Annotated in this window: 16 protein-coding genes; 8 read left to right on the top strand and 8 right to left on the bottom strand. The window is 63.2% G+C overall.

What is annotated here, in order from left to right; all coding sequences use genetic code 11:
- Positions 1-19 precede the first annotated feature (19 nt).
- Genes MTX21_RS08975 through MTX21_RS08985 form a run of 3 tightly spaced genes read left to right on the top strand, consistent with a single transcriptional unit; the run spans position 20 to position 1,921 of the window.
- Positions 20-751, top strand: coding sequence for an SDR family oxidoreductase (locus tag MTX21_RS08975; RefSeq protein ID WP_280964442.1), 732 nt, complete (start codon positions 20-22; stop codon positions 749-751).
- 23 nt (positions 752-774) lie between these two features.
- Complete coding sequence (locus MTX21_RS08980; protein ID WP_280964443.1) at positions 775-1,521, top strand: SDR family NAD(P)-dependent oxidoreductase; 747 nt, start codon at positions 775-777, stop codon at positions 1,519-1,521.
- A gap of 7 nt (positions 1,522-1,528) precedes the next feature.
- Complete coding sequence (locus MTX21_RS08985) at positions 1,529-1,921, top strand: GFA family protein (RefSeq protein ID WP_280964444.1); 393 nt, start codon at positions 1,529-1,531, stop codon at positions 1,919-1,921.
- A 10-nt stretch (positions 1,922-1,931) separates the two neighbouring features.
- On the opposite strand, the gene MTX21_RS08990 is transcribed toward MTX21_RS08985, so the two are convergent.
- A complete protein-coding gene (locus MTX21_RS08990) occupies positions 1,932-2,843 on the bottom strand; it encodes a DMT family transporter (RefSeq protein ID WP_280964445.1) in 912 nt (303 codons plus the stop codon).
- 90 nt (positions 2,844-2,933) lie between these two features.
- On the opposite strand from MTX21_RS08990, the gene MTX21_RS08995 reads away from it, so the two are divergent.
- The 3 genes from MTX21_RS08995 (at position 2,934) to MTX21_RS09005 (ending at position 5,041) form a co-directional block, all read left to right on the top strand.
- A complete protein-coding gene (locus MTX21_RS08995) occupies positions 2,934-3,800 on the top strand; it encodes a LysR family transcriptional regulator (RefSeq protein ID WP_280964446.1) in 867 nt (288 codons plus the stop codon).
- 75 nt (positions 3,801-3,875) lie between these two features.
- Entirely contained in the window at positions 3,876-4,556 is a 681-nt protein-coding gene (locus tag MTX21_RS09000) for a site-2 protease family protein (protein WP_280964448.1), read from the top strand.
- A gap of 62 nt (positions 4,557-4,618) precedes the next feature.
- Positions 4,619-5,041, top strand: a complete 423-nt coding sequence (locus MTX21_RS09005; RefSeq protein WP_280971010.1) for a hypothetical protein — start codon at positions 4,619-4,621, stop codon at positions 5,039-5,041.
- Between the two features lie 24 nt (positions 5,042-5,065).
- Here the strand turns inward: MTX21_RS09005 and MTX21_RS09010 are convergent, their stop codons facing one another.
- The 7 genes from MTX21_RS09010 to MTX21_RS09040 form a co-directional block, all read right to left on the bottom strand.
- Positions 5,066-5,830, bottom strand: coding sequence for a TonB family protein (locus MTX21_RS09010; RefSeq protein ID WP_280964449.1), 765 nt, complete (start codon positions 5,828-5,830; stop codon positions 5,066-5,068).
- 16 nt (positions 5,831-5,846) lie between these two features.
- Positions 5,847-6,320 carry a TonB system transport protein ExbD gene (gene exbD / locus MTX21_RS09015; protein ID WP_280964450.1) on the bottom strand — a complete coding sequence of 158 codons (474 nt, stop codon included), beginning with the start codon at positions 6,318-6,320 and terminating at the stop codon, positions 5,847-5,849.
- Between the two features lie 3 nt (positions 6,321-6,323).
- Positions 6,324-7,355 (bottom strand): tonB-system energizer ExbB, encoded by a 1,032-nt coding sequence (gene exbB, locus MTX21_RS09020; protein ID WP_280964451.1) that lies wholly within the window; start codon positions 7,353-7,355, stop codon positions 6,324-6,326.
- Positions 7,352-8,041 (bottom strand): Fe2+-dependent dioxygenase, encoded by a 690-nt coding sequence (locus MTX21_RS09025; protein WP_280964452.1) that lies wholly within the window; start codon positions 8,039-8,041, stop codon positions 7,352-7,354. Before MTX21_RS09025 ends, exbB begins: the two co-directional genes overlap by 4 nt.
- 20 nt (positions 8,042-8,061) lie before the next feature.
- Entirely contained in the window at positions 8,062-10,605 is a 2,544-nt protein-coding gene (locus tag MTX21_RS09030) for a TonB-dependent receptor (RefSeq protein ID WP_280964453.1), read from the bottom strand.
- A gap of 290 nt (positions 10,606-10,895) precedes the next feature.
- A complete protein-coding gene (locus MTX21_RS09035) occupies positions 10,896-13,310 on the bottom strand; it encodes a TonB-dependent receptor (protein ID WP_280971011.1) in 2,415 nt (804 codons plus the stop codon).
- Positions 13,311-13,543: 233 nt separating this feature from the next.
- Complete coding sequence (locus MTX21_RS09040; RefSeq protein ID WP_279370469.1) at positions 13,544-13,783, bottom strand: hypothetical protein; 240 nt, start codon at positions 13,781-13,783, stop codon at positions 13,544-13,546.
- A 388-nt stretch (positions 13,784-14,171) separates the two neighbouring features.
- Between MTX21_RS09040 and MTX21_RS09045 the strand changes: the two genes are divergently transcribed.
- Positions 14,172-15,353, top strand: coding sequence for an efflux RND transporter periplasmic adaptor subunit (locus MTX21_RS09045; RefSeq protein WP_280964454.1), 1,182 nt, complete (start codon positions 14,172-14,174; stop codon positions 15,351-15,353).
- Entirely contained in the window at positions 15,350-18,496 is a 3,147-nt protein-coding gene (locus MTX21_RS09050; RefSeq protein ID WP_280964455.1) for a multidrug efflux RND transporter permease subunit, read from the top strand. Before MTX21_RS09045 ends, MTX21_RS09050 begins: the two co-directional genes overlap by 4 nt.
- Positions 18,497-18,510 lie beyond the last annotated feature (14 nt).

An 18,510-nucleotide genomic window follows, 5' to 3' on the forward strand; every position in this document is an offset into this window, starting at 1 on the left:
AGGTGAGGAGAATAAGAAAATGGCAGACCGCCTCAAGGGAAAACGCGCCGTTGTCACCGCCGCAGCCGCGGGCATCGGACGTGCATGCGCGATCGCATTTGCGCGTGAAGGCGCAACCGTGATCGCCACCGACATCAACGAAAGCGGCATCGCCACGCTTGGCAAGGAAGGAATCGCCGAGACGGCAAAGCTCGACGTTCGCAACACCGCCGATGTCAACGCCTTCGCCAAGCGGGTCGGCAAGGTCGATATCCTGCTCAATGCGGCGGGCTTCGTGCACCACGGCACCATTCTGGACTGTTCGGAAGAGGACTGGGACTTCTCGTTCGACCTCAACGTCAAATCCATGCACCGGACCATCAAGGCGTTCCTGCCGGCGATGCTGGCGGGCGGCGGCGGCAGCATCGTCAACATCTCGTCCTGCGCGGCGTTGCGGCCGCCTGCCAACCGCTATGTCTACAGTGCGTCCAAGGCGGCGGTATCGTTGCTGACGCGCGCGGTTGCGCTCGACTTCATCACCCAAGGCATACGCTGCAACAGCATCTGCCCCGGCACCGTCGAGACCCCCTCGATGCTCGACCGCGCCGCCGCTCAGGGCCCGCAGGGCAAGGAGATGTTCATCGCCCGCCAGAAGATGGGCCGGCTCGGCACGGCCGAGGAGATCGCGGCCATGGCGGTCTATCTCGGCAGTGACGAAAGCGCGTTCACCACCGGCGTCGACCTCGTCGTCGACGGCGGCTACATGCTCTGACGTCAGGATCAAAGGCTGCCGGCATGAACAAGATCGATCTGAACGGCCGCGTCGCCATCGTCACCGGCGGCGCGCAGGGCTTTGGTCGCGCCATTGCCGAGCGTTTTGTCGCCTCAGGCGCAAAGGTCGCGATCTGGGATTTCGACTCGAGCCTCGCCGAGAAGACGGCCAAGGCCATCGGCGGCGACGTGCGCGACTTCAAGGTCGACGTCACCGACACCGCGGCCGTCGAGACCGCCCGCGACGCCACGCTTGCGGCGTTCGGCAAGATCGACATCCTCGTCAACAATGCCGGCATCGCCGGCGTCAACAAGAGCGTCTGGGAGACCGATCTGGAGGAATGGCGCAAGGTGCTGCGCATCAACCTCGACGGCCCCTTCATCTGCTGCAAGGCGGTCGTCCCCACCATGCTCAAGCAGAAATACGGGCGGATCGTGAACATCGCGTCGATCGCCGGCAAGGAAGGCAATCCGAACGCGGCGCACTACTCGGCCTCCAAGGCCGGGCTGATCGCGCTGACGAAATCGCTCGGCAAGGAGCTCGCCACGCATGACATCCTCGTGAATGCAGTGACGCCGGCCGCGGCGAAAACCGCGATCTTCGACCAGATGACGCAGCAGCATATCGACTTCATGCTGTCGAAGATCCCGAAGGGCCGCTTCGTGCTGGTGGAAGAGCTCGCCGCTATGGTGGCCTGGCTGTCGTCGGAGGATTGCGCCTTCTCGACCGGTGCGGTGTTCGACATCTCCGGCGGACGAGCAACCTATTGAGGAAGCCATGATACGGGAAGGCGGATGCCTGTGCGGCGCGGTGCGGTTCAAGGCGGAGGGCGAGCCGCTCAATGTCCGGATCTGCCACTGCCGCAAGTGCCAGAAGGCGATGGGCTCGCCCTTCTTCGCCCGCGCGCAGTTCGATCAGAAGGCGCTGACGGTCGAGGGCGAAACGGGACGTTATGCCTCGTCGGAGAACATCGATCGCGTGTTCTGCACACGTTGCGGCACGCGCCTGTTTGCCTGGCGGCGCAACGGTACGCTCGCGGGCGTGGCGCTGGCGACCTTCGACGATCGCAACGCCTTTGCGCCGACAGAGCACATCTGGGTCTCGGAAAAGATCGCCTGGTTGAAGCTCGACGACGGCCTGCGGCAATATCCGACGACGATTCCGACCTGATCGCGCAATATCAGGATCGGTTTGAGGCGGAGGCGCCGGCAGTCTGAATGCGCGCGCCCGTTGTCGTGGCGATCCAGATCCCGGCAAACACCGTAACGATGCCGGCCGCCAGATTCCAGCGCAACGGCTCGTGCAGAAGGTAAGCGCCGACCAGCGATGCCGTGATCGGATTGACCGTCACCGAGATCGCCACCCGCGTCGGCGTCGTTCGTTCGAGCGCGAAGGCCCAGAGATAGAACGTCAGCGCGGCACCGAAGGCGCCGAGATAGAAGGCCGCCAGCCATTGCGGCGCGCCGAAGCCCGCGACCGGCGCGAAACTGCCGCGGAGATAGGAGAGCACGACGAGACAGGCCGCGCCTGCTGCCATACTCATCGTCGTGAAGGCGATCGGACTGGAGCGCCGGATCAGCGGCTTCGACCAGATACCGTACAGCGCCATGCACAGCGCGGCAGCGACCATCAGCAGATCACCACGCCAGGCGCCTGATGGCGCCGAAGTCAGGTCGGTGAGCAGCGCGATCGCAACGCCCAGCGTTGCAACGACGACGCCGATAGATTTGCGCAATGTCAGCGCTTCGCTGCCGAGCGCGGAGCCGATCGCCAGCGTCAGCAGGGGAAGCGTCGACAAAGCGAGCGCCCCGCGCGCTGCGGTCGTGAAGATCAGCGATGCGTTGAACAGAATCGGAAACAGGGCGAAGAACAGAACACCGAGCGCGGCCGCGGCGGCCCAGTCTGCTCGCTGCGGCCAGCGATCGCCGCGCAGGATCGTCAACGGCAACAATAGCAGAAAGCCGATGCCGAAACGGAACGAGCCGATCGCAAGCGGGTCGATGCTACTCACGAGATAGCGCGTGGCGCCGATCGAGGTGCCGCCCAGCGCACTCGACAGCACGGCGGCCAGGACGCCGGAGATCTCGCCCATGTCCCTCCCCATTTGCGATTATGCAAACAGCATAAGAGGAGCGCCGAAACAGGGAATGGAATTTCCGTCATGCTGGGATAACGTTTCGTCATGACCGCACCCGATCTCGATCCCGACCTTCTGAAGGCCTTTCTCGCCGTCGCGGAGCATCGCTCGTTCACCCGTGCCGCGGCGGTGCTCAACCGGACCCAATCGGCCGTGAGCGTTCAGATCAGGCGCCTGGAAGAGCGGCTCGGCACAAGACTATTCCACCGCACGAGAGCGGGCGTAGCACCAACCTCGGCCGGTGAAGAGCTGCTCGGATATGCGCGCCGCATTCTCGCGCTCAATGCCGAGGCGGTCGGCGCTGTCCGCGCGCGCAAAATCGACGGCGTGGTCCGCCTCGGCGTGATGGATGATTACGGCACCATCGTCATTCCGCCATTGCTGGCGAGCTTTGCCAAGAGCCATCCGCAAGTCCGGGTCGAGATCGAGACCGGATTGACCGCAACGATGCCGGCCCGGCTCGGCGAGGCCTACGACCTCGTCATTGCCATGCATCCGCAAGGCCGCGGTGACGGCGAGCTGCTGCGACGCGAGCAGGCGGTCTGGGCGGCCACCGCCTCGTATCCCGCCCAGGCGAAGGTTCCGCTGCCCGTTGCGCTCTACCCGCCGGGATGCCTGTTTCGCCAATGGGCCGCGGAGGCCCTCGATGCCGCCGGCCGGCCCTGGCGCCTTGCCTTTGTCAGCCGAACCCTTGCGGCGGTGGAAGCGATCGCGGCCCAAGGCCTCGCGGTGACAGTGGTGAAGGCCGGTACCCTGCCTGCCCGCCTTCGGCGCCTCTGCGAGCGTGATGGCTTGCCGCCGCTGCCTGCGGCGGACATCCGTCTTCACCGTGCGCGCAACCTTTCGCGCTCAGGCGCGCTCTTGGCGGATCATTTGTGCTGGAGCATTTCAGAATCGGCTCCCATATGTTGACCTGAAGCGTCGCTGCACCGCCGGATTGGCCGGATCGGCTGCAAGGCCGCGAGGCACAACCAGGACGGACGAGCCGTGAACATCTCCTTCTATGACCTTTCGGTCTGGGTGCTGCCGCTGGTGATCGCCATCACCTTCCACGAGGCGGCACACGGCTTCGTAGCGCACCGTCTCGGCGACGACACGGCCTGGAAACTCGGCCGCGTCAGCTTCAATCCGCTCCGGCATATCGACCCGTTCGGCACCCTGATCCTGCCGGCGATGCTGCTGTTTGCCCACTCGCCGTTCCTGTTCGGCTATGCCAGGCCGGTGCCGGTGAATTTCCGCAAGCTCAACAATCCAAGGCTCGACATGGTCTGGGTGGCGCTCGCGGGTCCCGTCACCAACATCCTGCTGGCGCTCGCGGCGGCCCTCGCGTTCCATGCCCTGCCCTGGGTGCCGGCCAGTTCGGCGAAATGGGTGGTCGACAACCTCAAGAACGCACTCGTGATCAACGTAGTGCTGGCGGTGTTCAACATGATGCCGATCCCGCCGCTCGATGGTGGACGGGTCGCGGTCGGGCTGTTGCCGCGTCCGCTCGCCCTGCCGCTGGCGCGGCTCGAACCATTCGGCATGCTGATCCTGATCGGACTGCTGATCCTGCTACCGCTGGCAGGTTCGCAGTTCGGTCTAAATCTTGATGTTATTTCAGCAATACTGGGAACGTTGACCGGTTATGTGATTCAGGCTGTTCTCTTGCTGACCGGCAATGCGTAGTTGAATTACACACCTGAAGACGAGCCGAAGGGCTAGAGGCCAACTTGGTCAAAGCTGCCGACATGCTGATCGCGCGACGAGCCGATACCCGCGCCCGCGCCGATTTTGCGACCTGGAAGATGATGGCCAAGCTCAACGGGTTGTCGGCCCTGCCCCCGGACGCGCAGGGCTTTCTCGCCAGCTACAAGGACCTCTTGGAGCAGATGAGCGAGGCGGAGGCGACCGAAACCACCATCGCCGCGGTCTACAAGGCCTATTACGCCGAGATGGGAGGCGCGGGAACCGCACCGGAAGTGCCCCCGCGTGCAGCCCCGCCTGTCAGCGACAATGTGACCGTGTTCCGGCGTCCCGCCCCGAAGCCGAAGAAGACCGCTCCGTTCGGGGCGGCTGCATACAGTGGAACCCAGAAGCGGCCGCTTCCGGTCGCCCTGATCTTCGCCTGTCTGATCGTTGTCTACGTCGCGATCCGGTATTACTGGCGCTGAGACTAGGGCCGCCCGCCGCAGCCCTTAGCTCTTTCCCGCAGTCTTCTCGTTCTTCCTGAAGATCACCGGCAGGACGAATGTCAGCCCCTCGTCCGCGACCAGCGGTGGCGGCTGCGGCACGGGATCCGACCGTTTGACCATTCCGATCGCCGCGTCGTCAAATATCGGGTCGCCCGAGCCCTTCTCGATGACAACCGAGACCACGTGCCCGAGCCGGTCCAGCGTCATGCGAACCGAGAGCTCAACCGATTTGAACAAACCCTTCGGATAGCGCTTGTGCCGGTCGAGATGCGCGACGAGGTCCTTTTCCCAGCCCTGACGAATGCGGACCGAGCGATCGCTCTTCTTCTCGGCGTTGGACGTCGGCATCGCAGTGGCTTCGGCGGCAGGCGAAGGCGTCGAGGCGTTGGTGGGAACGACGGCCTCCTTCGTTTCCTCCTCGGTCGGCTTCTTGGTCTCGTTCGGCGTCACGGCCCGGTCGGCCTCTTCAGCCTGGGTTGGAGTATCCTTCGGAAGGCTGCTCTCCTTGAGCTCCGCCTTCTGCTCCGTCAATTCAGGCGACGCGACCGACTCGTTCGAATCCGGGCCCGGCGGCAGCTCGCTGGGCTCGCCCTTGGGGGACATCGCCTCGAGCCCGACCTCGATCCCTTGCGGGTCCGCGATGACGTCGGGGTCGTCCGTCCGCAGATTTGCGAGCGCGAGCGCCGCGCCGCCGAGATGGAGCCCAAGCGCGACCACCGCGGCAACGATCCACAACGTTCGGGGCGACTTCTGCTCAAGATCGGACATCGGCTTCAGGCCTTCGTCACGGCTTCGGCTCGGCCGGCGCACCCTGTGGTGCGGTCGCCCCCGGAACGCCTTCCAGTGCCACCAGCTTGATCCTGGAATAGCCCCCCTTGTTCAGGAACTCCAGCACGTCCATCAGCTCGCCATACGGCACCGCACGATCGGAGCGCAGGAAGATGTATTTGTCCTTGCTCATGTCGGGCGTGGCATCGAGCGCGCTGACCAGATCGACCCGCTTCACGAAGGTCTCGCCGATCGCGATGGAAAGATCGGGCTTGATGGTGACGTAGGTCGGCTTGTCCGGCTTCTTCTGCGGCGTCGAGGTCGACGTCGGCAGATCGATCGGGAGATCGACCGTCGACAGCGGTGCCGCGACCATGAAGATGATCAGCAGCACCAGCATCACGTCGATGAACGGCGTGACGTTGATGTCATGCGTCTCGGAGAAGTCCGCATCGTCATCGAGATCATTGTCTGCGATCGAGGCGCCCATTGCTCACTCCGCCGCGCGCGAATGCATGGTGCCGTGGGTGCGATCGAGATCGCGCGAGAGCAGACGGCCCGATACGCCGGAGGCGCGGCTGACCAGCTCGAGATAACTCTTCGTCACGCGCGAGAAGTGGTTGTAGATGATGACCGCCGGGATCGCGGCGACGAGGCCAATCGCGGTCGCCAGCAGCGCTTCGGCGATGCCGGGCGCAACGACGGCAAGGTTGGTCGTCTGCGACTTCGAGATGCCGATGAAGCTGTTCATGATGCCCCAGACCGTGCCGAACAGGCCGACGAAGGGCGACGTGGAGCCGATGGTCGCCAGCACGCCCATGCCGATGCGGATGCGCCGCTGCTCCGCGCGCACGATCTCGGCGAAGCTCGAGGCCGCACGCTCCTTGATGCCGGCATCGCTCGAAAGGCCGGCCGACATCCGCGCCTCGCGTAGCGCTGCCGCCAGGAACGACGGCAGGATCCCCTGCTTGGTGCCGAGCGCCATCTGCGCTTCAGCCAGCGAACGCGCCTCCGCTACCTTCTTCAGCGCCGAACGAAGCTTGCTTGAGGCGACCGACAGCTCGATCGACTTGGCGATGAAGACGGTCCAGGTCACCAGCGAGGCGAAGGCGAGCCCGATCATCACCGCCTTCACGATGACGTCCGCCGACATGAACATCACCCAGGGTGACAATTCCTTCATGGCGGGCGCGGTCGATTTCAGCGTCCGGCTGCCGGGATCGGCCGAGGCCGCCTCGGGCGCCGGGGCCGCCGGTGCATCCGCTGGGGACGCGGCAGGCGTGGCGGCCGCAGGAGTCGAGGCAGCAGGCATCGGGGCAGCGGGTGCAGCCGTCGGGGGCACTGCCGGCGCAACCGCGCTCGGCTGCGGTGCCGTGGGAGCCGGGCCAGCGGCGGGCTGCGGGGCCGTCGCTGGTGCCGGCGCCGCCGGCTGGGCTTGTTGCTGGGCAGAAACAGGGGACGCGAGCCACGTCGCCGCCATCAGCACGGCTGCGGCAAGGCTTGCTTGGAGAGATGAGGTCTTCATACTTCGGCCCAGTAGCGAATGAGATTGTGATAGATGCCCGTCAATTTGACCGTTTCGGGATCGTCGCGCCCGAGTCGTTCCACCAGCGCCTGAATGGCGGTTTCGAGGTCAAAGATCATGCTGCGGGCGTGATCATCCCGTATCATGCTCTGAAGCCAGAAGAAAGACGCAACCCGGGCCCCCCGGGTCACCGGCGTGACGAGGTGCAGGCTGGTCGAGGGATACAACACGCAGTCGCCGGCCGGCAACTTGACTTCATGCGAGCCATAGGTGTCCTCGATCACAAGTTCGCCACCGTCATACTCCTCCGGTTCGGCCAGGAACAGCGTGACCGACAGGTCGGTGCGGATGCGAAGGCCGGTCAGGCGGTCGCCGCGGATGGCGTTGTCGACGTGCAGGCCGAAATGGTGGCCGCTGCTCGCCGCATAGCGGTTGAACAGCGGCGGGAAGATCTGCAGCGGGATCGCCGCGGCGAGGAACCGCGGGTGCGAGGTCAGCGCCGAGATGATGCGGTTGCCGAGCTTGCGCGCGACCTCGCCGTCCGGCGGCAACTGTTCGTTGCGCTTGACCATCGCCGACTGCGCGCCCGCGGTGGAACGGCCGTCTTCCCATTCGCTGGCGTCCATGATGCGGCGGAAGTCCGCCACATCATCCTTGCTCAGGACGCCCTCTATGCATGTCAGCATGGCACCTCGTTGTTACTCCATCAGTAGCGCGCCGAGAGCACCACGTAGGCGGCGCGCCCCGGTGCTTCCAGCACGAACGGCGCAGCGCTCTGGTACAGCGCGTCGTAGTAGCGCTTGTCGAAGATGTTGTTCACGAACAGCTTGACCTGCCAGTTCTTGTTGATCTTGGCTTCCGCGAACACGTCGAAGCGCCAATAGCTCGGGATCGACGTGCCCTGGTTGGCCGCGAGGAATGTGCCGCCATAGATTTTCGAGCGGTACACCGCCTGGCCACCAAGCTCCCAGACATCCGTAAGCTGATATTTACTGAGCAGGCTGAAAGATTGGTGCGCCACGTTCGCGAGAGGCAGGCCAACGTTCGTAGTGTAGAGAGTCGTGTTGGCCGGAGGAATCAATGATTTGGTCACCTCCGACTGCATCAAGACGAGGCCGCCAAAGACGCTCCACTTGTCAGTGATCTTGCCGCCCAATTCGAGGTCGATACCGCGGATGCGGTAGGCCGCGCCCGCGGTGATGCAGGAAACGGTCCCCGTTGTACCAGCAGGGTAAGGGCACGCTGCAGTCGCAGTTGCGGCTGTGATGTTGCGCGATTCTCGCGCGTTCTCCTTTTCCGTTTGGAACAGAGCAGCCGTCAACAAAAGGTGGCGGTCAAACAGCTCCCACTTGGTACCAAGCTCAATCGCCTTGTTCCTCTCCGGCCCGAATATCTGGCTCGGATTGCCGTTGAGGACAGGCGCAAGGCCACCATACTGGACGCTCGTGCCGTCAAACTCCGCGCCGACTGGATTGGAGGACGTCGCATAGGCGGCGTAGACGCTACCGTTCGGCAAAGGCTTGAGGGTCACACCGAGATTGAAGTTCGGCATGCCGTACTCTTGCTGTTGCTGACCGAAGACGCCGGACACACCATTGACCGTGCCATAGCCGCTGGTCTTGATGTTGTAGTCGTCGTAGCGGACACCGCCGTTGAGGATCAGGAGATCGTTATAATTGGCGGTATCGAGGGCATAGACACTCTTGGTGTCGATGGTGATCTTGGTCGGCAATCCGGACAGGCCCGAGGGTATCCCGAAGGGCAAGTTCGTGAATTGCGGATTGAATACGCTAACGCCCGACAGCGATCCGCTGCCGCTGAAACCGCCGGGGAGCGCCTCCGAGCTCAGACCAAGATATTTGTCGATCGACGATCTTTCATGGTCATACTCGAACCCAGCCAGCGCCGTGTGCTTGAAGCCGGCGCCGTCGTTGAACTTGTAGGTCGCCTCGGTCTGGTTGGCGATCACATCCGTGACCTGATAGCGGCTCTGCGGATTAGCCGTCAGCGTCGACGCCGAAAGCGGATTCGCAATCACCGGGGCTTCCGGCAGCGTGCCGATGTAGTTTTGCGTGGAGTGAGAATCGCGGAACCTGTTGGTGATCAGCAGGTCCGGCGTGACCTGCACTTCGGCATTGAGCGAGCCGATATCCTGGCCGGTCCGATAGAAGTCGCGGTTGACGAAGCCATACCAGTTGTTCCGGTTCGAGCCGAAGTCCGGGAACGGGCCGCCAGCAGTGCTGGCAGTGCTCGGCCGGTAGTAGGGCACGCCGAAATCCGGGAAGCCCGTCAGTTCGGTATGGATGTAGCCGGCGGTGATCTTGACTGCATCCACCGGCTTCCAGGTGGTGGCGACAAATGCGCCGTCGCGATTGTCTTTCACATAGTCGCGCCCGGCGACGCCCGCGTCCTGAAAGAGGCCGCCGGCGCGCACCGCCCAGGTCGGATTGATCACCTGGTTGACATCGAGCACCACGCGCTTGGTCATGTCGGTGCCAAACGTGGTGTCCATGTTGTAGAAGTTGCCTGCCGTCGTCGCCTGCTTGGTGACGATGTTGATCGCGCCGCCGGCGGTGCCGCGACCGGCGAAGGACGACGCCGGACCGCGCAGAATCTCGACCTGCTCGGTGAAGAAATTCTCGCGCACGCTGACGCCGGAATCGCGAACGCCGTCGATGAAGATGTCATTGCGGGCGTCGAAGCCGCGGATAAAGAAGCGATCACCGAAGGCGTTGCCGCCCTCGCCCGTGCCCAGCGTCACGCCGGCCGTGCTGAGAATCGCCTGCTTCAGCGTCGTGGCGTTCTTGTCCTCCAGGACATCCTTTGTGAGCACTGTGATCGATTTCGGTGTGTTCAGGATCGGCTCAGGAAATTTACCCGACGCCTGCACGCGGGTGGCCATGTAGGGCGCCGCCGGATTCGCGTATGGATCAGCATCCGGCGCAACAGCATTTGCGGAAGGCGCCTGCGCCGCCTGCTGACGCTGAGCCGCACGCCGCAGCGCGTTACGGGCGCGGACCTGTTCGGGCGACGGCTTTGCCGCTGCCGGACGCGGACGCTCCTTGGGCGCATCGACCGTCACCGGGGGCAGATTCGACTGCTGCGCCTGCGCGCCGCTCGAAACCGACGCGACGGCAATTAGGCTTGCAACGGCAGATACCGTCTTGCCCGCTGCGGCATCGAAACTGTTGTCAAAAGAACTTCTCGCCGCAGCCGAACGCAACGACCGCGGAATCCGAACACTGCCCATTTCACGACCCACCTTAAGACGACGATTGGTCGCATTGCGACAACGCGACGCGGCGTAGGTATCGAGCGAGGCAAACTGGGTCAACGCGATCACGGCAGTGACACTTTTGAATCGGTCCAGATCAAAACGATCCTAAATTCCAGTTTGAAACCGTTCTAAACTGGAGTTTGTAAGCGTTCTAAACTGTCCTTCGGATGGTCGATCGAGGCGCAGATCTCGCGCGCCTCGAACGATTGCTGAGACGTTGGGATGGCTGCCACCGGCAGACATCCCGATTTGAATCGGCGGACTCAGAACTTCGCCGTCGTCACGAGGTAGAATGCCCGCCCCGGTGCGACCGCCACGAATGGCACGGCGCTGCGATAGAGCGTGTCGTAGTAGAGCTTGTTGGTCAGGTTCTGCGCGTAGAACTTCATGGTCCAGTTCGCGTCGATCTTCTTTTCGATGAACGCGTCGAAGCGCCAATAGCTCGGCAGCAAGTTACCGGTATTGGCCGCGAACGTGCCGCCATACACCTTCGAGCGGTACACCGCCTGCCCGCCGAGCTCCCAGCCGCCGTCGAACTTGTACTTCGAGAGCATGCTGAACGACTGGTGGGCAACGTTGGCAAGCTGCAGGCCGATGTTGGAGGGGATGTTGCTCTGCGTGACCTTCGACTGCATCAGCACGAGACCGCCGAAGATGCTCCAGCGGTCGGTGAGCTTGCCTTCCGCCTCGATGTCGATGCCCTGGATACGGTAGGCCGCATTCGAGGTGAGCAGGCCCGCGGCATTCGTCTCGCGTGCGTTGTCCTTCGTCGTCTGGAATAGTGCAGCGCTGACCAGCAGGTGGCGATCCACCAGCTCCCACTTGGTGCCGAGTTCGGCCGCCTTGTTGCGCTCGGGCCCAAGCAAAATGGGCGTATTGGCCGGAACGCCACCGTAATCGGTGCCGGTCGCATCAAGCTCCGACCCGAACGGGTTGGCGGAGGTCGCATAGGCCGCATAGACGCTGCCGATCGGCATCGGCTTGTAGACCACGCCGACATTGTAATTGAACAGATCGGCGTTGAGCTTCAGATATTTCGGCGAATTGGTCGACGAGCTCATGTTGTAGCCGTCGTAGCGGACACCACCGTTCACGATGATGATGTCGCGCCAGTTGGCGGTGTCCATGGCATATAGGCTGTTGGTGTTGACACCATAGCGCGTCGGGTTTCCGGCCAACGACGGGATACCGAAGGGAATGTAGGTGTACTGCGGGGAGTAGAGATTGACCCCCGTCACGGCGCCGTTGCTCGTGAAGCTGCTTCCGGACAGTTCCGACGCGAGGCCAGCGTAACGGTCGATCGAGATGTTCTCGTTCGAGATTTCGGCTCCGACCACCGCAGTGTGCTTGATGCCGCCGGTGTCCAGCTTGACCGTGGCCTCGTTCTGGTTGGCCCACACATCCACGTTCTGATAGCGGCTCTGTGCGCTCGCCGTCGTCGTCCAGAACAGCGGATTGAGGCTCGTCGTATTCGGGTTCTGCGGCAGCGTGCCGATGTAGTTCAACAGCGAGTGCTCGCCGCGCACCTTGCTGCTCAGCGTGATGGCATCGTTCACCCTGTACTCGATCGTGCCGGTGCCGAAATCCTGCCGCGCGGTCTGGAAGTCGCGGTTGAGGAAGCCGTACCAGTTTCCGCGCGGAATGCCGGCCGACGTCACCGGCACGTTGCCCTGCTTGTAGTAGGGCACGCCGAAATCAGGGTAACCGCTGAGGTCAGTGTGGACGTAGTTCGTCGTGATCTTGAGATCGGTGGTCGGGGTGTACTTGGTCGAGATGAAGGCGCCCCAGCGATCGTCGGTCACGTAGTTGCGGCCGGCGACGTTGGCGTCCTGGAACAGGCCGCCGGTGCGCACCGAGAAAGTCGGGTCGATGACCTGGTTGACGTCGAGCGTGACGCGCTTGGTCCTGTCGGTGCCGAACTCGGTATCCATCCGCTTGAAGTTGACGTCGCCGGCCTGCTTCGTGACGATGTTGATGGCGCCGCCGGCGGTGCCGCGGCCGGCGTAGGACGATGCCGGCCCGCGCAGAATCTCGATCTGCTCGGTGAAGAAGTTCTCGCGGATGGAAACGGCGGGATCGCGGATGCCGTCGATGAACACGTCGTTGCGCGCATCGAAGCCGCGGATGAAGAAGCGATCGCCGAACGCATTGCCGCCCTCGCCCGATCCCAGCGTCACGCCGGCTGTCGAGCGCCCGATCTCCTTCAGCGTCGTGGCGTTCTTGTCTTCGAGAACCTCCTTGCTGAGCACCGTGATGGTCTTCGGCGTGTTCAGCAGCGGCTCGGGAAACTTGCCGGACGCCTGCACGTGATCGACTTTGTACGGGGCCTCCGGATCGGCATAGGGATCACGGTCTACGGCGCCGCTTGCCGAGCCCGGAGTCACGGCAGCAGCCTGCTGCGCGGCCTGCTGCTGCGCGGCGCGGCGAAGCGCATTGCGCGCGCGGACCTGCTCCGGCGTGGGCTTTGAGGCCGCAGGACGCGGCCGCGCGACCGGCGCGTCCACCGTCACCGCCGGCAGGTTCGATTGCTGCGCCTCGGCCTGCCCCGAAAACGATGCCGCCGCAATCAAGCCGGCAACAGCCGAAACCGCCTTGCCGGAATTCCCGTCGAACCTTTCGCCGAACGATTCACTTCCCGCGATCGAACGCAGTGATCGCGGCACCATCGCCAACCCCATTACCAATGCCCCCATCTCGAATTCGTCGATGCGCGACGTGCGTGACGAACGATGGGGCGGTGCTATCGATCGAGGAAAGTCAGGTCAACGCGACGTGACACGTCGGAGCACTTGAATCGATCCAGTTCAAAGCAATTCTAAAATTCGATTCTGAAATCGCTCTAAACTCGCGCGACATATTGATGCAGCAAGGCCGTGCAGCACTTGCTCTCATGCGCGATGTTTTGCAGCGATCAATCGCTGCTCGGCGGCTTCATCAGCGAGAACAATTCGTCGACGGTGCGCTGGGCGACAGCGCGCACACGATCGGTGTTGTCCATGCCGGCGATGTTGACGCCGTTGACGACGGCTTTGATCTCGTCGCGGAAGTCGGTGAGGAAGCGCAAGGGATCGCGCTGCTCGTTGGCGACGCGCGCGATCAGGCCCGTGATCAGAATCTGACACGCGATCATCCTGCCGTTCAGCTCGTCCATTTCTGCGCTCCCGTTGTGGCGGCGCTGATATGAACGAGCCCGATTTTCCTGACAACCGAAACGCCACAGCGCCAGTTTAGAACCGTTCTCGCCAGGGCCATGTCGGCGACCTCCCGCGAGCTGCATGCGTCCACGCGGGGCGTCGCGTGGGAGCCTGCGCGAGCATTTCGGATACTCTGCAGCAAGGCCATTTGCGTGCGGAAAATGCAGTGCTGCACGATGCAACGCCAGCCCGCCCGAAGCAGGTGCAAAGCTTTCCAATTGTTTAGGATTCTCAAGCCATAGTGTTGTTTACACTGGAACTTGGCGTGTATTATACAGGCGCGCTGGAACCCTTTAATTGCCCCAAAATTCGTTAGATTCGGGCATACAAGCCGACACGCCTCATATGAAAAAGTCACGGCCGATCCTGTGGATTCTGATCATCGCGGCCGTGGGCTCAGCGGGCTATTACGGTTGGCATCGATTCTCGGCATCGAATGCCGGTAAGGCCCAGACCGCTCAGAAGGCGGCGCCGCGGACGGCCGCTGTGCCCGTGAGCATCGCGCCGGTACAGAAGACCGATTTTCCGGTCTATTTGACCGGCCTCGGCACGGTTCAGGGCTTCAACACCGTGCAAGTGCGGACCCGCGTTGATGGCCAGATCGACAAGATCGCCTTCACTGAAGGCCAAATCGTCAATCAGGGCGATCTCCTGGTTGAAATCGATCCGCGCCCGTTCCAGGCCGTGCTCGACCAGGCCAAGGCCAAGAAGCAGCAGGACGAGGCCAATCTCGCCAACGCCAATCTCGACTTGCAGCGCTACACCAAGCTCGGCGAATTCGCGACGCGGCAGCAGACCGACACCCAGCGCTCCACCGTCGCTCAGCTCACCGCCCAGATCGCCGCCGACGAGGCCGCGATCGCCAACGCCCAGACCCAGCTCGATTACACCCAGGTAAAGTCGCCCATCACCGGCGTCGCCGGACTGCGCCAGGTCGACATCGGCAACATCGTCAACGCCTCGACACAGACCGGTATAGTCACCATCTCCCAGATCGAGCCGATCTCCGTGATCTTCACCGCGCCGGAAGACCAGCTTCCCTATATCAGCGAGGGACAGAAGGCCGGCGCGCTCAAGGTGATCGCGCTCACCACCGACGGCAAGAAGACGCTCGCCGAAGGCAAGCTCGCCGTCATCAACAACCAGGTCGACACGACCAGCGGGACTATTCGCCTCAAGGCGGTGTTCGACAACAAGGACCACACGCTGTGGCCGGGGCAGTCGGTTTCGACACGGCTGCTGGTGCGCACCCTCAAGGATGCGACCGTGGTTCCGGATGACGCGGTCCAGCATTCGACCAATGGCCTCTACGCCTATACCGTCAATCAGGACAACAAGGCCGAGCTACACAAGATCAAGGTCAGCTACTCCATCGACGGACGTTCGGTCGTTGATGAAGGCCTCACTCCAGGGCAGCAGGTGATCACCGGCGGTCAATTCAAGGTCCAGCCGGGGAGCCTCGTCACCACGGCCGTTGCGAGTTCGGATCCCGGCCAGAAGCAGAATAATAAGGTACGACAGGAATGACCTACGGCGGGATTTCGGCACCTTTCATCCGTTATCCCATCGGCACCTCGCTGCTGATGGCCGGCATTCTCTTTGTCGGTCTCGTCGCCTACCCCCTGCTGCCTGTCGCACCGCTGCCGCAGGTGGACTTCCCGACCATCCAGATCACCGCGAACCTGCCGGGCGGCAGCCCCGAGACCATGGCCTCGTCGGTGGCGCAGCCGCTGGAACGGCAATTCGCCCAGATTCCCGGCATCGCCCAGATGACCTCGACGAGCTACCTGGGCACGGCGTCGATCACCATCCAGTTCGACCTCAACCGCAGCATCGACGGCGCTGCGAACGACGTGCAGGGCGCGATCAACGCGGCGAGCGGCCAGTTGCCGAAGAACCTGCCCTCGCCGCCGACCTACCGCAAGGTGAACCCGGCGGACTCCCCAATCCTTCTCCTGTCCGCGACGTCCGAGACGCTGCCCCTGACAACCGTGAGCGACGCCGTCGACGCACAGCTTGCCCAGCAGATCAGCCAGATCTCGGGGGTTGCTCAGGTCCTCATCGGCGGTCAACAGAAGCCGGCCATCCGGGTCCAGATCGACCCGGCCAAGCTCGTGGCCAAGGGCTTGTCGATGGAGGACGTGCGCAGCCAAATCGCAATCACGACAGTCGACAGTCCCAAGGGCAATATCGACGGCGAAAAGCGCGCCTATACCATCTACGCCAACGACCAACTCACCCAGTCCAAGGATTGGAACGACGTCATCATCGCCTACCGCAATGGCGGCCCCTTGCGGATTCGCGACATCGGCCAGGCCGTCACCGGCCCCGAGGACGCCAAGCAGGCGGCCTGGGCCAACGGCAAGCGCGGCGTGTTCCTGGTGGTGTTCAAGCAGCCGGGCGCCAACGTCATCGAGACGGTCGACAAGATTAAGGCCGCCCTGCCCCGGCTCGTGGCTGCGATCCCTCCCGCAATCAAGATCGATGTCATCAGCGATCGCACCCAGACTATCCGTGCCGCGGTCGAAGACGTCCAGTTCACACTGCTCCTGACCATCTTTCTGGTCGTGATGGTCATCTTCATTTTCCTGCGCAGCTTCTGGGCCACGGTCATTCCGACCATCACGGTTCCCCTGGCGCTGCTTGGCGCCTGCGCGCTGATGTGGGTGTTCGGCTACACGCTCGACAATCTCTCCCTGATGGCGCTGACAATCGCGGTCGGCTTCGTGGTCGACGACGCGATCGTCATGCTCGAGAACATTTCCCGCTATGTCGAGGAGGGCGAATCCCCGCTCGCCGCCGCTTACAGGGGTTCCAAGGAGATCGGCTTCACCATCGTGTCGATCAGCATCTCGCTGGTCGCCGTGCTGATCCCGCTCTTGCTGATGGGCGGCATCATCGGACGCTTGTTCCGCGAATTCGCCGTCGTGCTGGCGATGACAATCTTTGTCTCGATGTTCGTGTCGCTGACCCTCACCCCGATGATGGCGTCCCGCTTCCTGCGCGCACATGGCGAGGTCAAACACGGACGCTTCTATCAATGGAGCGAGAGTGCCTTTGATGCGATGCTGCGGGGTTACGAGACAGTGCTCGACCTCGCATTGAGCTGGAGGCGAACCACTCTTTTGATCTTCTTCGCAACGCTCGGCTTGTCCATCTACCTCTTCGTCCTGATTCCCAAAGGCTTCTTCCCGCAACAGGACAATGGGCTCATCACCGCGACCTCCGAGGCCTCGCAGGACATCTCCTTCGCGGCCATGAAGGACCGTCAGGAGGCTCTCGGCAAGATCATCCTCGCCGATCCGGGCGTTGCCAGCGTCGCCATGGCCATCGGCGGCAGCGGCAGGGCCGGCAACAACGGCAACTTGTTCATCACCTTGAAGCCGCGCGACCAGCGCGATGCGTCGGCACAGCAGATCATCGGCCGGCTGCGCCCGCAGCTCGAGAAGGTGTCCGGCGCGCGCCTCTACATGCAAGCCGCCCAAGACGTCCGGCTCGGCGGTCGTCCGACGCGTACGCAGTTCGAGTTCACGCTGCAGGATGCCGATCTCAGCGAGCTCAACGAATGGGCGCCGAAGATCCTCGCCAAAATGCAGACGCTGCCTGAGCTGCGCGACGTCGCGACCGACCAGCAGACGCAGGGCACCACCGTCCAGCTCAAGATCAACCGCGATACCGCATCCCGCTACGGTATCCAGCCGCAACTGATCGACGACACCCTCTACGACGCGTTCGGCCAGCGACAGGTCACGCAGTATTTCACCCAGCTCAACACCTACAAGGTGATCATTGAGATCCTGCCGGAGATGCAGGGCAATCTGGATAGCTTGAACAAGCTCTACCTGAAATCGCCGCTGACCGGCGACCAGGTTCCGCTGTCGACATTCGCGACCTGGACCACCGATCCGGTCCGGCCGCTCTCGATCAGCCACCAAGGCCAATTCCCGGCGATCACGATCAGCTTCAACCTCGCCCAAGGCGTCGCGCTCGGCCAGGCCACCGAGGCCGTGCAGAAGGCGATGGCCGATCTCGGCGCGCCGGCGACGCTGAATTCGAGCTTCCAGGGCACCGCGCAGGCGTTCCAGCAGTCCCTCGGCACAGTGCCGCTCCTGATCCTCGCGGCGCTCGTCGTGGTCTATCTGATCCTCGGCATCCTCTACGAGAGTTACATCCATCCGATCACGATTCTGTCGACCCTGCCCTCGGCCGGCGTCGGCGCGCTCGCGATCCTGATGGCCGCCGGCTTCGACTTCAGCCTGATCGCGCTGATCGGCATCATCCTGCTGATCGGCATCGTGAAGAAGAACGGCATCATGATGGTCGACTTCGCCATCGCCGCCGAACGCGACGAGCACAAGACGCCGGAGGAATCGATCCGCCAGGCCGCAATTCTGCGCTTCCGCCCGATCATGATGACGACGATGGCTGCGCTGCTCGGCGGCGTGCCGCTGATGCTCGGCCACGGCACCGGCGCCGAGATCCGCCAGCCGCTCGGCTATGCCATGGTCGGCGGCCTGATCGTCAGCCAGGCGCTGACCCTGTTCACCACCCCGGTAGTCTATCTCTATCTCGACAAGTTCTCGAACCTGTTCTCGAGCTGGGGCCGTTCGGGTGATGGCGACGAGGACGAGGCGGCTGAGCGCCGCGCCGTCAAGGAAGCCGCCGAGTAAGCTTGCGCTGCCCG

This window comes from Bradyrhizobium sp. ISRA430 (assembly GCF_029909975.1).
Taxonomy (GTDB): domain Bacteria; phylum Pseudomonadota; class Alphaproteobacteria; order Rhizobiales; family Xanthobacteraceae; genus Bradyrhizobium.

Bases quoted from the DNA above. Each gene is read 5' to 3' on its own strand.
- MTX21_RS08975 (WP_280964442.1), top strand. From the start codon at position 20: ATGGCAGACCGCCTCAAGGGAAAACGCGCCGTTGTCACCGCCGCAGCC.
- MTX21_RS08995 (WP_280964446.1), top strand. From the start codon at position 2,934: ATGACCGCACCCGATCTCGATCCCGACCTTCTGAAGGCCTTTCTCGCC.
- MTX21_RS08990 (WP_280964445.1), bottom strand. From the start codon at position 2,843: ATGGGCGAGATCTCCGGCGTCCTGGCCGCCGTGCTGTCGAGTGCGCTG.
- MTX21_RS09045 (WP_280964454.1), top strand. From the start codon at position 14,172: ATGAAAAAGTCACGGCCGATCCTGTGGATTCTGATCATCGCGGCCGTG.
- MTX21_RS09025 (WP_280964452.1), bottom strand. From the start codon at position 8,041: ATGCTGACATGCATAGAGGGCGTCCTGAGCAAGGATGATGTGGCGGAC.
- MTX21_RS09040 (WP_279370469.1), bottom strand. From the start codon at position 13,783: ATGGACGAGCTGAACGGCAGGATGATCGCGTGTCAGATTCTGATCACG.
- MTX21_RS08985 (WP_280964444.1), top strand. From the start codon at position 1,529: ATGATACGGGAAGGCGGATGCCTGTGCGGCGCGGTGCGGTTCAAGGCG.
- MTX21_RS09050 (WP_280964455.1), top strand. From the start codon at position 15,350: ATGACCTACGGCGGGATTTCGGCACCTTTCATCCGTTATCCCATCGGC.
- exbD (WP_280964450.1), bottom strand. From the start codon at position 6,320: ATGGGCGCCTCGATCGCAGACAATGATCTCGATGACGATGCGGACTTC.
- MTX21_RS09030 (WP_280964453.1), bottom strand. From the start codon at position 10,605: ATGGGCAGTGTTCGGATTCCGCGGTCGTTGCGTTCGGCTGCGGCGAGA.
- MTX21_RS08980 (WP_280964443.1), top strand. From the start codon at position 775: ATGAACAAGATCGATCTGAACGGCCGCGTCGCCATCGTCACCGGCGGC.
- MTX21_RS09035 (WP_280971011.1), bottom strand. From the start codon at position 13,310: ATGGGGTTGGCGATGGTGCCGCGATCACTGCGTTCGATCGCGGGAAGT.
- MTX21_RS09005 (WP_280971010.1), top strand. From the start codon at position 4,619: ATGCTGATCGCGCGACGAGCCGATACCCGCGCCCGCGCCGATTTTGCG.
- MTX21_RS09010 (WP_280964449.1), bottom strand. From the start codon at position 5,830: ATGTCCGATCTTGAGCAGAAGTCGCCCCGAACGTTGTGGATCGTTGCC.
- exbB (WP_280964451.1), bottom strand. From the start codon at position 7,355: ATGAAGACCTCATCTCTCCAAGCAAGCCTTGCCGCAGCCGTGCTGATG.